The 15,025-nt window shown below is 64.4% G+C and carries 16 protein-coding genes; 11 read left to right on the top strand and 5 right to left on the bottom strand.

Translation table 11 applies throughout. The features are described from left to right. The first annotated feature begins 11 nt into the window (after window positions 1–11). The 3 genes from BI327_RS01905 (at window position 12) to BI327_RS01895 (ending at window position 3,313) form a co-directional block, all read left to right on the top strand. Window positions 12–1,361: a cytochrome-c peroxidase gene (locus BI327_RS01905; protein ID WP_076858122.1), complete on the top strand. Its 1,350-nt coding sequence runs from the start codon at window positions 12–14 to the stop codon at window positions 1,359–1,361. A 72-nt stretch (window positions 1,362–1,433) separates the two neighbouring features. Beyond that, window positions 1,434–2,219, top strand: coding sequence for an aldo/keto reductase (locus BI327_RS01900; protein ID WP_076858120.1), 786 nt, complete (start codon window positions 1,434–1,436; stop codon window positions 2,217–2,219). A 185-nt stretch (window positions 2,220–2,404) separates the two neighbouring features. Next, window positions 2,405–3,313 carry a hypothetical protein gene (locus tag BI327_RS01895; RefSeq protein WP_076858118.1) on the top strand — a complete coding sequence of 303 codons (909 nt, stop codon included), beginning with the start codon at window positions 2,405–2,407 and terminating at the stop codon, window positions 3,311–3,313. Window positions 3,314–3,505: 192 nt separating this feature from the next. Here BI327_RS01895 and BI327_RS41440 read toward each other — a convergent pair whose 3' ends face one another. The 3 genes from BI327_RS41440 to BI327_RS01875 all read right to left on the bottom strand — a co-directional run bounded on the left by BI327_RS41440 (window position 3,506) and on the right by BI327_RS01875 (window position 6,814). Next, window positions 3,506–3,820 carry a hypothetical protein gene (locus tag BI327_RS41440; RefSeq protein WP_143271509.1) on the bottom strand — a complete coding sequence of 105 codons (315 nt, stop codon included), beginning with the start codon at window positions 3,818–3,820 and terminating at the stop codon, window positions 3,506–3,508. A gap of 202 nt (window positions 3,821–4,022) precedes the next feature. Further along, window positions 4,023–4,739, bottom strand: coding sequence for a hypothetical protein (locus BI327_RS01890; RefSeq protein ID WP_076858116.1), 717 nt, complete (start codon window positions 4,737–4,739; stop codon window positions 4,023–4,025). Between the two features lie 1,397 nt (window positions 4,740–6,136). Beyond that, window positions 6,137–6,814 carry a DUF599 domain-containing protein gene (locus BI327_RS01875; RefSeq protein WP_076858111.1) on the bottom strand — a complete coding sequence of 226 codons (678 nt, stop codon included), beginning with the start codon at window positions 6,812–6,814 and terminating at the stop codon, window positions 6,137–6,139. Window positions 6,815–6,933: 119 nt separating this feature from the next. On the opposite strand from BI327_RS01875, the gene BI327_RS01870 reads away from it, so the two are divergent. From BI327_RS01870 to BI327_RS01850, 5 genes are all read left to right on the top strand, one after another. Next, window positions 6,934–7,587 carry a glutathione S-transferase family protein gene (locus BI327_RS01870; protein WP_076858110.1) on the top strand — a complete coding sequence of 218 codons (654 nt, stop codon included), beginning with the start codon at window positions 6,934–6,936 and terminating at the stop codon, window positions 7,585–7,587. Window positions 7,588–7,703: 116 nt separating this feature from the next. Further along, window positions 7,704–8,072: a YidB family protein gene (locus BI327_RS01865; protein ID WP_076858108.1), complete on the top strand. Its 369-nt coding sequence runs from the start codon at window positions 7,704–7,706 to the stop codon at window positions 8,070–8,072. 217 nt (window positions 8,073–8,289) lie between these two features. After that, window positions 8,290–8,493 (top strand): hypothetical protein, encoded by a 204-nt coding sequence (locus BI327_RS01860; RefSeq protein WP_089025353.1) that lies wholly within the window; start codon window positions 8,290–8,292, stop codon window positions 8,491–8,493. Window positions 8,494–8,646: 153 nt separating this feature from the next. After that, a complete protein-coding gene (locus BI327_RS01855; RefSeq protein ID WP_076858106.1) occupies window positions 8,647–9,585 on the top strand; it encodes a hypothetical protein in 939 nt (312 codons plus the stop codon). 118 nt (window positions 9,586–9,703) lie between these two features. Beyond that, window positions 9,704–10,144: a DUF1489 family protein gene (locus tag BI327_RS01850; RefSeq protein WP_076858105.1), complete on the top strand. Its 441-nt coding sequence runs from the start codon at window positions 9,704–9,706 to the stop codon at window positions 10,142–10,144. Between the two features lie 16 nt (window positions 10,145–10,160). On the opposite strand, the gene BI327_RS01845 is transcribed toward BI327_RS01850, so the two are convergent. Both BI327_RS01845 and panC read right to left on the bottom strand, forming a co-directional pair. After that, a complete protein-coding gene (locus BI327_RS01845) occupies window positions 10,161–10,907 on the bottom strand; it encodes a hypothetical protein (protein WP_076858103.1) in 747 nt (248 codons plus the stop codon). A gap of 83 nt (window positions 10,908–10,990) precedes the next feature. After that, window positions 10,991–11,842, bottom strand: a complete 852-nt coding sequence (panC, locus tag BI327_RS01840; protein WP_076858101.1) for a pantoate--beta-alanine ligase — start codon at window positions 11,840–11,842, stop codon at window positions 10,991–10,993. 286 nt (window positions 11,843–12,128) lie between these two features. Between panC and BI327_RS01835 the strand changes: the two genes are divergently transcribed. From BI327_RS01835 to BI327_RS01825, 3 genes are all read left to right on the top strand, one after another. Next, window positions 12,129–13,052 carry a division plane positioning ATPase MipZ gene (locus BI327_RS01835; RefSeq protein ID WP_076858098.1) on the top strand — a complete coding sequence of 308 codons (924 nt, stop codon included), beginning with the start codon at window positions 12,129–12,131 and terminating at the stop codon, window positions 13,050–13,052. A gap of 197 nt (window positions 13,053–13,249) precedes the next feature. Beyond that, window positions 13,250–13,759 (top strand): FUSC family protein, encoded by a 510-nt coding sequence (locus BI327_RS01830; RefSeq protein WP_143271507.1) that lies wholly within the window; start codon window positions 13,250–13,252, stop codon window positions 13,757–13,759. Window positions 13,760–13,836: 77 nt separating this feature from the next. Continuing rightward, window positions 13,837–14,997 carry an AraC family transcriptional regulator gene (locus BI327_RS01825; protein ID WP_076859114.1) on the top strand — a complete coding sequence of 387 codons (1,161 nt, stop codon included), beginning with the start codon at window positions 13,837–13,839 and terminating at the stop codon, window positions 14,995–14,997. Window positions 14,998–15,025 lie beyond the last annotated feature (28 nt).

The following is a 15,025-nucleotide window of genomic DNA, read 5'->3' as shown; positions in this document are numbered from 1 at the left end:
CTGGACGTCATATGAACGGCCGCATTCTGTGGCTTCTCGGCGCCGGCCTGCTCTGCATGGCCGGCGCCGTTGCGGCAGTCGAAACGCAGCAGCTTCCGGATGCAAAGCAGCTTCCGGGGACCAACCCGAACCCGGTGCAGCTCAGGCGTCCGCCTGTGGCCCCGCTGTCCGCGATGGCGCAGCTCGGCCAGAAGATTTTCTTCGATGCGTCGCTGTCGTCGTCGGGCGCATTGTCATGCGCATCCTGTCACAGCCCGGACCACGCCTATGGCCCGCCCAATGACGGGCCGGTGATGCTCGGCGGGCCCACGCAATCCCGGCAAGGGACGCGCGCCGTGCCCGGCCTGACCTATCTCGAGCGGCAGCCGAATTTCAGCATCGGGCCCGAGAAGGACGAGGACGACAACGTCGTCGACTTTGCGCAACTGGCCGCGCTCGGCCAGCAGGCGGCGCGCGCCAAGAAGGTCGCGACCGGCACCGCTGCGTCCGCGGTCAACATCGTGCCGCAGGGCGGACTGTTCTGGGACGGCCGCGCCGACACGCTGCAGGACCAGGCGATCTTCCCGCTGCTCGATCCCAACGAGATGGACGGCGGCAGCATCGAGGTGGTGGCGCAGAAGCTGCGCCAGGCGAGCTATGCGCCGCGCTTTGCCGAACTGTTCGGCGCTGGTGTCTTCGACAATACGCGGCTACTGGTCGCGGAAGCGATGTTCGCGGTTGCGCGCTATCAGGTGGAGGAGCCGAGCTTCCATCCCTACAGCAGCAAGTTCGACTACTGGCTGGAGGGCAGGGCGCGGCTGAACGAGAGCGAGCTGCGCGGCCTGCAACTGTTCAACGATCCGGAGAAGGCCAATTGCGGCGGTTGTCATACCTCGCAGCCGACCCGCGACGGCCTGCCGCCGCTGTTCACCGACCATCAGTATGAGGCACTCGGCGCGCCGCGCAACACAGCGCTCGCCGGCAACGGCGATCCCGATCATTTCGACCTCGGAGTCTGCGGCCCGTACCGCACCGACATCGCCGAGCAGACGCAATATTGCGGGATGTTTCTGACGCCGACCCTGCGCAACACGGCAACGCGCCGCGTGTTCTTCCACAACGGCGTCTTCACCAGCCTCGAGCAGGTGCTCGATTTCTATAATTTCCGCGATACCAATCCGGAGAAGGTGTTCCCGCGTGCCGCCGACGGGACGGTGCGGAAATACGACGACCTGCCCGAGAAGTATCACGGCAATGTCGACGTCAGCGATCCGCCGTTCGAGCGCCATCTCGGCGACACGCCGGCGATGACGGCGCAGGACGAGGCCGACATCATCGCCTTCCTGAAGACGTTGACCGACGGTTACCAGCCGGAGCGGTAAGCCGCAGTGGCGGTCCACCGCGGAACCGAACCGTGAGTTGGCAGGTCCTGGTCATGCGCGCATAATGGCCGCATGAATGTCGTCGAAGGCAACGGCGCCAAGATCCCCGCGATCGGGCTTGGGACATGGGAGCTGCGCGGACGGACCTGCGCGCGCATTGTCGAGCAGGCGCTGCGGCTCGGCTACCGGCACATCGACACCGCCGAGATCTATGACAATGAGCGCGAGGTCGGCGAGGGGCTGCGTGCCTCCGGCGTCAAGCGCGACGAGGTGTTCGTCACCACCAAGATCTGGACCACGCATTTCATGGCGAAGGATCTCGATCGCGCCGCGAAGGAGAGCCTGGCGCGGCTGCGGCTGACCGAGGTCGACCTGTTGCTGCTGCATTGGCCCAGTTCGCAGGTGCCGCTAGCCGAGACGCTCGGCGCGCTGGCGCGGGTCAAGCAGGCCGGGCTGGCGCGGCATATCGGGGTCTCGAACTTCAATGCGGCGCTGATCGGGGAGGCGGTGGCGGCGTGCCCCGAGCCGCTCGCCTGCGACCAGGTCGAATACCATCCATATCTGGACCAGGCCGATGTGATCGGGGCCTGCGCGCGCCACGGCATGGCGTTCGTCGCCTACAGCCCGATCGCGAAAGGGCGGGTCAAGGGCGATCGCGCGCTGGCGCGGATCGGCGACCGCTATCGCAAGACATCAGCCCAAATCTCCCTGCGCTGGCTGGTGCAACAGAATGTGTCCGCGATCCCGCGCACCTCGAAGCTCGAGCGGCTCCAGGAAAACCTCGACATCTTCGATTTCGAGCTGTCGGATCAGGACATGGCCGAGATCTCGGCGATGGGGAGCGCTGAGGCGCGCTGACTGGCCCCGTGGCGCATCGGGTCGTCGCCTGGGCAGCAGGTCGCGGAAAAATGGCTGGGCCCTGATCCGGATCATGCTATTGCCCGCTGGCCGATTGCCGCTTTGGACCGAATGGGGATTGAGGCAGGCGGGTTCCGGCCGGTATTATTGCCGGCGGGGAGACATCACCGACGTGATCGAGTGGGATGAAGTTTCGGCCAAACGCGGATCTGATGGCGTCGGTGTTCGTGCACCTGATGCTGCTCGGGCTGATTTTCCTGTATTCGGAGGTCCATCAGTTCGATCCCGTCGCCGCTGACACGGTGCCGGTCGAGATCGTGACGCCGCAGGAGGTCGCCAACTCGGAGGTGACGCCCGATCCGGTGCCCAGCCCGTCGCCGACCCCCGAACTGCGATTGCCGTCGCTCGACAAGCCCGTGGACTCAGCCAAGCCCGAACCCGCGGCGCAGGCGCCCGCGCCACAGCAGAATCCGCCGCAGGCACAGAAGCAGACGCCGCCGGCGCCCAAGCCCAGCCCTAGTCCGCAACATGCCGCGGCTGAACCACCGTCCGCGACACCGGCGCCTCAGATGCAACCGACGCCGCAGCCGATGACGCCCCAGCCAACCACGCCGCAACAGGCGGCGCCGTCACCGCCGGCCTACGCCAAGCCCGAGCCTGACCTGTCCGTCAAATACAATGTCATGCTCGGCCTGCCGCCCGACATCTCCGTGAAGCCGCCGGCCGACGCGCCGTCCGGCCCCGGTCCCGGCAAGGATAATTTCGACGCCGCCGCCACCGAGCAGGCCGACGTCGGCTCCAGCGTGGCCGCCGAATTCCGCCGCCATCTGAAGACCTGCTTGAAGCTGCCGCCAACGCTGAGCACGGGCGACGACGTCAGGGTCAAGCTCAGGGTGTTCATGAAGCCCGACGGCAAGCTTGCCTCATCGCCCGTACTGATCGAAGCCACCGCATCCGAAAAGGGGCCGCTGCTGCTCAAGAGCGCGACCGAAGCACTGCAGGCCTGCCAGCCCTACGCGATGCTGCCGCGGGATCGCTACGGCGAATGGAAGGTGCTCGATCTCGATTTCAGCCCCCGCGATTTTGCCTCGTAGGGCGGGCGCAATAACCGCTGTGGTCCCGTGTCGCGCGCAAAAACGAATGGCACCCTACGCAAGCTTGTTTGTCACCCCGCCAGCGGGCGGCCCTAGGCCGCCTGATCGCCGCTCAAAGTCACCGGCGGATGCCGTAGAGGACCATGTCGCCACTGGCGATATTTCCCGTTGAGGTAAAGAACGTAAGACCAGTCATCGGCGTAGGCCCCCCCCGGAATCCGGTTGATGTCTGCGCGATCGATACTCCATCAGGACGCATACGTAGGCCCTTAAAATTTCCAAAACCGGATAATCCGTTGCGTTAGGTGTCCGGAATTGCAGCACACCAGACGCATGATAACCGCCGCCGTTACCGACACCTTGGCCGCTGCCGGTCCGGGTCAAGACAATTCGTTCGCTGATCGAATCCGGCGCCGAACCCATGTCGGCTCCCCCATCGGCGACCTTGTACGGGCCACGCTCGTCGACTGTCTTGGCCAGGCCGTCCGCACCGAGCGGCGACAGCATGGTCCCAGTCGGCGGCGCGGCCCGCCGAATTGAAGGCGATCTCCGCGCCGACACCGTGCGCAAACACCCGTGGCCACGGCCGACGAATTCAGCGCGACGATTGCAAAGGATCAATTTGGTTTCTGTCCCGACATGCCGCCACATTGTGGGGGCGCGACCGGGATGCGTAACCCTGACGCGTGTCAGGGACACTGATCAGTTGCTATCTGAAGAAAGTCAGCTGTTTGCGTTGCCAGCTCGTGGATTTGATCGAATCCCACTTGACGAAATCAAACCTTAGCCGCGAGCGCTCGTAGATCAAAATGCCGCGTTCGCCGCTTCTCACCATGATTGCCGATAACGTTCCGCCGGTGGTCTCAAGCGTCGTTTCGGACGCTTTGTTGAGGACCTGTCTCATAGAATCGACTCCCAAAGCAAAAGAGAAGATAAGAATGGCCGAGCCAGCGCCCAGCATAATGACACGGATGCGCGTCGCTGGATCGATCTCGAACCCAAACGTGAGCGCCATGAGCACGAGCGCCACGACGCACGCCACATAGGTGGCTGAGGGGTTAAAGTAGAAGGCAATCGAAGCGAACAGAATTCCGATAGCGGGAACGAGGATACGAAACCACCTAACTCGAGCTGGTCGCTTTCGCGTCTCCTTCTTGGTTGCCTCGATCGGGTTCTGGAAGCGAATAATTGAATCTGAGACAACATCGCCCACGAGCAGAGAAACCGCTGTGAAGATGGCAAATGGAAGTGCCGGAATCGCAAACGCCAGATGCTCAGTGACACTGAAGAGAGAGAACGCTGACAAGCCAATTGGGAAGAAGGAGCCAACCTCCCATGACATGGCTAAAGCCGATCCCACTAGCGGGACCAACACAACGGCATCCTTGGCAAAAGCCAATCCCCGGTCTTTTTTATCATCTGCCATCTAGGCCTCCAAAATAGAAGTCGGCGAAAACATTGGCGCTGACACCTGTCGTGGTTTTTCGTTCCCCCTTCCTCGATAAGGTCTATTCAAATGAATGCAGCCCCGCCAGTGTTGGGGGCAACAGCGTCGCGAAACGCTGCCACCGCTGGCCAACCCTGGCAGGGAGATCCGCACGACGATCAGTCTCTGTTTCGCCGACCCGCCGCTGCTACGCAAGGACTGCACAGGAAGCGGCCAGACGCATCCGCGCGCCGAGCTCCGTCGCGCCTTATGCCGCATATCGTCAGTGGGCGGACTGTCATGGTGCCCGAAGGTGTCGACCCCGGCTTTGCCTATCGACCGGGCGAACAACCATTGGCTGATGTCCAGGAGTGATGGTATTGAAAATTGTTTCTCGATATTTCAGCTTGGCAAGGACTATTTGGGGAGTGATCGTGATGCTTAGGCGTGGGGTGGCCCTGGGTCTCCTTTTCGGAATCAACTTGGCCTTGATAAGCACGACGGAAGTGCAGGCTCGCTGCAGGGATGCAAGAAAGACCTGCAACTATGCTGTGTTGTGCATGACCGTCAATTGGTCACACAGGCCGGGAATTAGGCAGGGAGCTGCCACCGGCGTTGGACAACAAGTGTGGGGTGAATTGGCAGGGTGCGAGAGATCCGGGTTAGAGGTACCGTCGGACAATTGGCCGACCTATAAGCGCTCGTTCGAGAGCGTGTCGCGTGGCTGTACTGATTTTGAGTATGTCCAGATCGGCAAGGCTGCCCTTTTGGTGCTCGATGGTAACGGAGGGGCGTGCAACCAGTTTCCAGAATAAACGGACTGGTTGATTCGTTATTCGCGGAGCGTCCATAAGCGGCAGCAAATTAGCCTCAAGATCGCTCCCCGCTGTTAGCCTGACGGAGCGCAGGTTCGAGTCCGAGTTTCGCCGCCGCATGCAGCGCTGAAGCTCGGACTTGTGCTTGCTTTAAAGGACTTTCAACTCGGACTCGCGACGTTCGCAGCCGCAAGTCGAGTTCGTATCGTCGCCGCGCGATTTATCGATGTTTTTGTGTACGCCGCGCGGCCCTGGTGACATTCGATCTTGCACGGCGGCCTATTGTGAAAGTGCGCCGCCGCTCGGCTAAGCCTTTGCAAATCCGCCACTTCCCACCCATTCCCAGTCAATCCCGGAATTGCCCAGGGGTGTCACTCGAAACTGCGCGTCGCATCCCGGCCAAGCGAAGCGCGAGCCGGGACCCGTAACCACCGATCTTCGCGTTGTACGATGCATGGGCCGCAGCGTCGCGCCCTTACCTAAAGCCGTGGTTATGGGTCCCTGCTTTCGCAGGGACGACGTGAGATCAATGCCGGAAATCACCGTGCGCCGGTGAACACCATGGCAACGGAAGGCTCGGCTTCAACTTCCCATCGCCTGCCAGGCGTTCGAGGCGAACTGCCGGCGCCAGATCACGATCACGACCGCGGCGGTGGTGGCGAGCAGCACCCACGGGCTGACGAACCAGCCGAGATAGCCGAGCGCGAAGAAGAACGCGCGCTGACCGCGGTTGAAGTGCCGGCCCGCGGTCTCGAACAGGCGGGTGGTGCGGATCACATGGGCCTCCGCCTCGGGCGTATCGCGCTGGCCGGCCGGCGGCATCGCGCCGAACAGGATCGCGACATAGTTGAACAGGCGATAGGCCCAGGCGAATTTGAAGAAGGTGTAGATGAAGATCAGGATCAGCCCGATGCACTTGATCTCCCACAAGGCAGGCGAGGGCGTGAGGTTGACCGGCAACGCACCGAGCACGGCGAGCGCGTCGCTGGTGGCGCGCAGCAGCGCCAGCGCGCCGCCGATCGCAATCAGGCTGGTGGAGGCAAAGAACGCGGTGCCGTTCTGCAAGGAGGCCATGATCTGCATGTCGACCATCCGCGCGTCGCGGTGGAGCAGGTTCCTGACCCAGATCTCGCGATAGACATGCATCCGCGCCGACAGGCTGTCGCGCCCATACGCGGTGTGCTCCAGCGTGATGGCGTAGACTAGCCACTCCAGCGCAAAGAAACTGACGGCTAGGATGTCGGCCCAATAGCCGGTCATGGGGCCTTCCTTCGTGAACGCGCGGGCAGCCGCTCCGCGCCCGCATCCTGCGTGATGTACAGGTTGAACGCGTGCAATGCACTATGGCAAACTACGCTGGCAACAGGATTCCCCAACCAATGCTCAAGCTCGTCATCGGCAACAAGAACTATTCGTCATGGTCGATGCGCCCGTGGCTCGCGCTGCGCGCCAACGACATCCCGTTCGAGGAAATCTTCGTTCCGCTCTACACCGACCAGACCGACAAGGACCGCATCCTCTCCTTCAGCAAGGCCGGCAAGGTGCCGACGCTGATCGACGGCGACGTCACGGTGTGGGACTCGCTCGCGATCATCGAATATCTCGCCGAGAAATTCCCCGAGGCCAAGCTGTGGCCGGCGGACCGTGCCGCGCGCGCACACGCCCGCGCGATCTCGGCCGAGATGCACTCCGGCTTCGTGCCGCTGCGCAGTGAATGCGGCATGAACCTGCACCGGCCGATCCGCGCCGTCGCGCTGTCGGACGATGCGCGGGCCAATGTCGCGCGCATCGAGGAGATCTGGGCCGATTGCTATGCGCGCTATGGCAAGCAGGGCCCGTTCCTGTTCGGGGCCTTCTCCGCAGCGGATGCGATGTACGCGCCCGTGGTGCATCGCTTCCGCACCTACGCGATCCCGGTGAAGCCCGAGGCGAAGCATTATGTCGACGCCATGATGGCGCTTCCGGCATTCCAGGAATGGACCCGCGACGGCCTTGCCGAGACGCTGCGGATCGAGCGATTCGAGGATGCCTGACGGTCGCAGCACTGCCGAATTGTGACAACGGCGGCAAAGATCGCGGCTTGACGCCGCGGGGCCGAAGGCGTCGAATCCGAACGGCTGGTTTTGCAAGTCGTGAAAGGACTTACGCTATGGGCATTCTCGATTCCCTGGAGAATTCGCCGGAGCTGAAAGGCATGCTTGGGCAACTCGGGGCGGCGGTGATCCCGGTTGTGCTCGGCGAGGTGATGGGCAATGGCGGGCAGGGCGGCTTGTCCGCGATCGTCGCCAAGCTCGAGCAGGCCGGACTCGGCGAGCAGGTCAAATCCTGGATCGGCACCGGCCAGAACCTGCCGATCACGGCCGACCAGCTCCAGCAGGTGCTGGGCAGCGACACCGTCAAGCAGCTCGCCGCCAGGTTCAACATTCCGGTGGACCAGCTGTCCCAGGTGCTCGCCCACGCGCTTCCGGCCGCGGTCGATGGCGCGAGCCCCAACGGCAAGCTGCCGCATACCGCCTGAACCGCTGGAACCGGGTTCCAGCCGGGCTCGGCGGGCAATTTCCAGCTGGCACGTAAATTGCCGCCTATCGCCCTGAAAAACCTGAAATAATTGCACCTTCGCCATGCCTCAATCCTGCTGGATTTGGGGCGGTGCGATGTGCTAGCTTGCCGCAGGGTTCTCAAAATGCCGGCTTGAGCTAGCGGGACTGTCAGCTCGGCCAGCAATCTCTAAGAAAATGGAGAGGGCGTTGAAGCATAAGTACTCGATTGGCGAGATCGTCTATTTCACGGCCAGCAACGTGGCGCGCCCCGCTGCGAGCGGCACCTATGAGGTGATCCGCCTGCTGCCGACCGACGGTGACGACTGCCAGTATCGCATCAAGAGCTCGACCGAAGCTTTCGAACGGGTGGCCAAGGAGAGTCAGCTCGCGCTGACCTGACGGAGTTGTGCGCAAGCCGGTGGCAGCAGCGGGTTCCGCGCCGTCGCCGTCAAAAGGCCCTGTTCGCAGACCCATTGTGCTGAAGGTTGGACGTCGGGGTGGCGGCGTTCGCCGTCGCAGATTGTGCTTACGCTGCGTTGAGGGACATCGCGCATGAATTGGGCTTCCTCGCTGGACCAGATCTGGCGCTCACCGACCTTCCCGATGTGGTTGACGCTGGCCGCAGCGGGGTTCTTTGGGATCGTCGTTCTGGTGACGCTGCTGCGCGCGGAAAAATCCGTCGCCAACGGCGCGCTGACCGTGATCACGCTGCTGTCGATCGCGGTTGCGGTGGCCGCCACGATCCGTGGCTTCGGGCCGGGCGGACCGGCCGCGCCGGCCGAGACCCGCACGGCGCAATTGACCGGCCAGACCGTGCCGGCGCTCGCCTGCGTCGACGACCTCGCCGGAGATGCCGTCCTCAACGCCTGCGAGAAGGTGCTGTTCGGTTCATCGGATACAGCCGCGGCGGCGGTCAGCTACGCCGCCGCGCAGGTCTCGCGCCTGACCGCATTGGGCGACCTCGCAACCGCGGAGCGCAATTCGACCACCGAGCTGCAGGCGCTGCGCCGCGCCATCGAGCATGATCGCTACGGCCTGGTGGCCTATGCGCTGATGGCGCGCGACCACTGCACGCCGACCGCATGTCCCGCGTTTCGCTCGCTCGGCGACAACCATCAGATTATCGCCAACATGAACGAGCGCACCTACGAGAACCTGATCACGCGCTACGCGGGGGCCTGGAACGCGCCGGCCGCGGCCCAGCCATCGGCTGCAGGCCTGGTCGCGGCGCTGCCGCCGTCGATGCCCACGGGCAAGCCGACCAATGCGGAGTTTCCGAGCTCGGCGGACACCCCGCCGATCAGCATCATGACGCCCGTACCGGCGAAGCCGGCGGCTGCGGCACCGCCGCCGGCCGCCCGGGCTGCCGCGGCTCCGGCGCCCAAACGGCCGCCCGCCGCGAAGCGTCCGGTTCAGATTGCACCTGCACCCGCGGCGCCTGCGCCGCCGCCTGCCGCGGCGAGCGCGCCGGCGGCCGCAAACCAGGAATGAGCGTGATGACGGCCGCTTGAGCGGTCGTCGTTGCACGATTCCGCGCGCTAATCCCGATATCCACCGCTGCCGGCAGCGCTCCCTTTTCAAAGCGCGCGCCGGCCGCTACATCCGCCGTATGCCACTTCATCTCATCAGGCTCGCCGTCGGTTGCGACTCCGTCAAGGAACTCAAGGGCTGGGTCGCCGAACGGATGGCGACAGCGAAGAAAAAGGGCCTGCCGCTCCGTCACGTCCACATCACGCGGATGACCCCGAAGCGCGAGGAGGAGATCCTCGCCGGCGGCTCGCTGTACTGGGTGATCCGTGGCGAGATCGCCGCGCGCGAGAAGATCGTCGCGATCGAGCCGTTCCGCGACAAGGACGGCATCGGACGCTGCCGCATCGTGATGCAGCCCAAGGTGATCGCGGTCTCGCCCCGGCCGATGCGGCCGTTCCAGGGCTGGCGCTATCTGACTGCGGACTCCGCACCCGCAGACCTCACCAAGTCGAGCGCGGCCAGCGTGGCGTCGATGCCCGAGCCGATGCGCCGCGAGCTGCGTGACCTCGGCTTGCTCTGAGCAATCGGCTCGGCAATTACTGAGTGACGAGATGCAGCCGGCCCCATTCGGAGGCCGGGATCTCGACATAGCGGCCGCCCCCGGCATTGCTGACGGCGACGTCGAGCAGCTCGTGATCGATCCCCATCTCGCCGAGATATCGCCGGAACTGGTCGGTGAAGATCGAGGTCAGGCTCTCGCGATGCTCGGCTGAGACGTTCGGGGCGAGCCGGTTGTGGATCGCCATGCCGCTCAGCACCACCCGGCTGCCCGCCGGCAGGCTGCGATGCACGCCGCCCGACAGCACCAGCACGCAGGCCAGATCGCAGGCAATGCCGGTCAGCTTCTCCTTCGCATCCAGCGGGCCGCCGGGCCGCTTCAGAGCAAAGCATTCCTCGTCGGATTTGCCGGTACAGGCCTCGACCTCGGTCGCCGCGACCGCGGCATCGATCCCGCGATCGCGCAGGATGCGGCCAAGGCTGGAGGCGACATTCAGGTTGGATTCGCCCTTGATGTTGATCACCACCGGCAACTTGCGTCCGTTCTGCCGGTCGAGGATCGCGAGCAGGCGCTTGTAGGTGTCCCATTGCACGGCGCCCTCGGCGGCGATCCAGTCCGAGCAGCCCGGGCCGCAGGTATCCGGCGCACCATGCGCGACATAGAAGATCATCGCGCCGGGTGCCGAATTGACCCCGCCGACCGGCGGCCGGGTCTGCGCCTGCACCAGGCCAGCGGCCAATAGCGCGACGCCGAGAAGAATGCCTTGCCTGAAGTAACTGACCATTCCGATCGCCCCTGAAAGCCGCGATCATCCCTGCGCCGCGGCCCCCGCGCAAGCGAACGACATCACACTTTTCCCGATGCCACCTACACCGCGATGTTGTCGATCAGGCGCGTGCTGCCGATCCGTGCCGCCACCAGCATCCGCATCGGGCCGTCCTTCAGCGAGCCGATCGGCGCCAGGGTGGCGGCGTGGCGAACCTCGAGATAATCGAGCACGAAGCCGGCCTTGGTGATGTCAGCGGCGCCGGCGGCCATTGCGGTTGCGGTGTCCTCGCCGGCGCGCAGGCGGCCGGCCGCCTGCTTCATCGCACGGTTGAGCTCGGGGGCCGCGCGGCGTTCCTCCGGCGAGAGGTAGACGTTGCGCGACGACATCGCGAGACCATCGCGCTCGCGCACCGTCTTGGATCCGATCACCTTGACGCCGAGGTCGAGGTCCGCAGCCATCTGGGTCACGACCCGGAGCTGCTGAAAGTCCTTCTCGCCGAAGATCGCGACGTCGGGCCGGACCTGCGTGAACAGCTTGCCGACCACGGTGGCGACGCCGCCGAAGAAATGCGGCCGGAAGCGATCCTCGAGCCCGGCGGTCGCCGGTCCCTCCGGGACGATCCGCGTGGCGAAGCCGTCCGGGTACATCGCCTTCACCTCGGGGTGCCAGATCAGGTCGACGCCTTCGGCGGCGAGCTTGGCGACGTCTTCCTTCCAGGTGCGCGGATACGAACCGAAGTCCTCAGTGGGAGCGAATTGCGTCGGGTTGACGAAGATCGAAACGACGACGCGCTTGGCGCGGCGCTTGGCGAGCCGCACCAGCGACACATGGCCGTCATGGAGCGCACCCATGGTTGGGACCAGCGCGACGGTCGCCTTCTTGGCGCGCAAGGCGTCGACGGCGCGACGCAGGGCAGGGACGGTGCGGACGACGGTGGGATTTCTCGGCATCTGGTCTCGGCTCGTGAGGCAATCTGGGTGGGACGAATTGAGGTGGAACGGTTGGCATTCGGCAGGTCACGGACCTTACCAAGACCGGGCCGCACTCGGCAAACCGACGCGATAAGCATTACCCGATCCCGGACGCGCGTGGCGCGCACGTGTCGTGCCGCCGATCGACGCAGCAGCGTTGCGCGATTCATCATTAAGGACGGCCGCGATTGATTTCCACTTGGAGTGATGCATTTCACTTGACCGCAGCGGCGCGCGATTTGAAGATCATTGCCGGGATTGAATCATGTTAGTTCAGGCCAGTCAGGGTCAAGCCGGCTCCGCGCATGTCGTTGTGCTGGGCAACGAGAAGGGCGGTTCGGGCAAGTCGACCACCGCCCTGCATATCGCCGTCGCGCTCCTGAAGGCCGGTCAGCGCGTCGCCAGCATCGATCTCGACTGCCGCCAGCAGAGCTTCACCCGCTACATCAGCAATCGCCAGGCCTGGGCCCGGCGCTCCGGGCTCGACCTCGAACTCCCCGCGCACCATTGCATCAAGTACGGCGAGACGATGCAGATCGAGGAGAACGAGAACGCCGAATTCCAGCAGTTCATGGAAGCGGTGAGCGCGGTGGAACATGCCTATGATTTCATCGTCATCGATACCCCGGGGTCGGACAGCTACCTGATGCGGCTCGCGCATTCGATGGCCGACACCCTGGTGACGCCGATCAACGACAGCTTCCTCGACTTCGACGTGCTGGGCACCGTCGATCCCGCGACCTACGCGGTGACCGGGGAGAGCCACTACGCCGAGATGGTGCGCGACACCAGGCGCAAGCGCCGCCAGCTCGACGGCGCCTCGACCGACTGGATCGTGGTGCGCAACCGGCTGTCGATGCTCGGCTCCCGCAACAAGCAGCTGGTCGCCGACGGCCTGAAGCAGCTGTCGCTGCAGCTCGGGTTCCGGGCGGTCGACGGCTTTGCCGAACGGGTGGTCTATCGCGAGTTCTTCCCCCGCGGGCTGACCGCGCTCGACGACATCGACGAGGCGACCCTCGGCACCCGCCCGAGCCTCGGGCACGTCACCGCCCGGGAGGAGGTGATGAGCCTGCTCCGCCAGCTCAAGCTGCCGCTCGACGAGCGCGGCCGCCGCCGGGCCGCCAACCGGGCCGAGTGGTTCAGCCAGGTCGACAAGCCGCTCGAAGTCGACGACATCATCGGCAGCTAGCGATCGTGAATTCGCAGGGGCCGCTCTCCGCGTCGCCCGCGCGGGAGGCGCGTGGCCAAAATATCGAAAACAACCCCATGCAAAGCAGCCGGTGGTGGCCAGCGTTCGACCAGGCTACTTGACACGTCGGGCAACTCACCGGTATTTTTCCAATATTCCGAAATTGTGCGCGTGCGCTCGGGGGCGATTTGGAGCGGTTGTCGACCTGGGATGTCCTGCACGCCGTTGATCTCGCGATCACTGCTTTCGTCACATGCACGGTCGTAACCTGGATAACCCCTCTCCTGATGGGGCGGCCCGCGGAGCCGGTTGGAATCCTTTGGGCGGTGATATCGGCGGTGTTCGTGTTCAGGGATACCCTCGAACAAAGCCGGTCGGCTGCGACATCGCGGATCCTTGCGACTTTTATCAGCTTCGCGCTGTGCCAGATCTACTTGCTGCTCTTTGCCGCCAATTCGCTTGGCCTGTCGGTGTTGATCGTGATCGGCACCTTGCTGTTGATGCTGGCCGGCCGCCGCAACGAAATCGGTCTGCTGGCGATCACCACGGCGGTCATCATGATCGTTGCCGCCGAACATCCAGAAACGGCCTGGCAACAACCCTTGTTGCGCCTTGCGGATACCGCCGCGGGCGTCGTGGTCGGCGCCATCTGCAAATGGATTGCGTCATCCTTGTATGACCGCCTGAGTGGACAGGACCGGCGCTGATTACGCCGGCCCTTGATGCACGGAACTCTTCCCCTGTAAGCCTTCACTCAGGAATGCCGGATGGAGCGATCCCGATCGTGAGCAGCAGCGCGTTGACGGCGATCGATCTGGGCGGTCGGGGCGCAATCGTCGGATTGTCGTTGCTGATCGCAGCCGTGTTGCTGCGCGATCGCCGTGATACGGCGGCTCGCCTCGGCGCCGCGGTGCTGGTCGCCACCGCCGCTTCCGCAATTTCCGGGGCACCGGGATTTCCGCGGCCATGGCCATATTGGGCCCTGATCCTGCTGGCGCTGTCGAGCAGCGGAGCGGTCCTGTTCTGGCTCTGGGCGCGCGCGACCTTCGATGATGATTTCGTGCTCCGGCCCTGGCACGGCGCCGTGCTGGTCGGCGTTGTCGGTGTCCAGTTGTTTGACGTCTGGCCCACAAGAGGCGCGCTCAGGGGCGATCTCGATCAGACGATGTCGGTCATCTATCTTGGCCTCGCTGTCCTGGCGGCGGCACAGACGCTCACGACATGGCGGGCGGACCTGGTGGCGGGACGTCGGCGGTTGCGAGTGATGGTCCTGCTCGGCGCAGTGGCCTGGAGCATCGCAGGTTCTTTTCACAAGTTTTGGCCGGACCTGATTGCCAGTTCCTCCGCCTGGAGCGTCGCCAACGGATTCGTGCTGTGGGCGCTGCTGGGGCTGATTGCATGGAGCCGGTTTCAGGCGGCCTCAACGGAGCAAGCACCCGTCCTGCTGCCCGTAGCGGCTGGAATTCCCAGCGGTGCCAGCACAAAGCCACTTGAAGGAGAGGACAGGCCGCCCGCGGTCGACGCCGAATTGTTGCGCCGGCTAAAGCGGCTGATGACCGTGGAACGCGCCTATCGGCGCGAAGGATTGACTATCGGTTTGTTGGCCGCCGAACTCGGCGTTCAGGAGTATCGGCTGAGGCAGTTGATCAACGAAGGCTTGGGGCACCGCAACTTCAATGCCTTCCTCAATCACTATCGGCTCGAGGATGCCAGCGCCGCCCTGGCCGATCCCGCCCAAAAGCAGGTGCCGGTGCTGACCATCGCCATGGACGCCGGCTTCCAGTCGATCGGCCCGTTCAACCGGGCCTTCAAGGCCGCCACCGACCTGACGCCGACAGAATTCAGGCGGCTTGCGCTGGCGAAACACGCGTCCGAGGCGGGCAAACCGGACGACCGCCCAGGAATCGGCCAGCAGGACCTGAGGAATCGGCCAGCCGAATTCTGAAGCCGGCGAGCGCGGACTGAAATTCTCG

It is taken from the genome of Bradyrhizobium mercantei (assembly GCF_001982635.1).
Taxonomy (GTDB): domain Bacteria; phylum Pseudomonadota; class Alphaproteobacteria; order Rhizobiales; family Xanthobacteraceae; genus Bradyrhizobium; species Bradyrhizobium mercantei.
The sequence above is the reverse complement of the archived record's forward strand: the minus strand, read 5'-3'. Positions and strand labels throughout refer to the sequence as shown.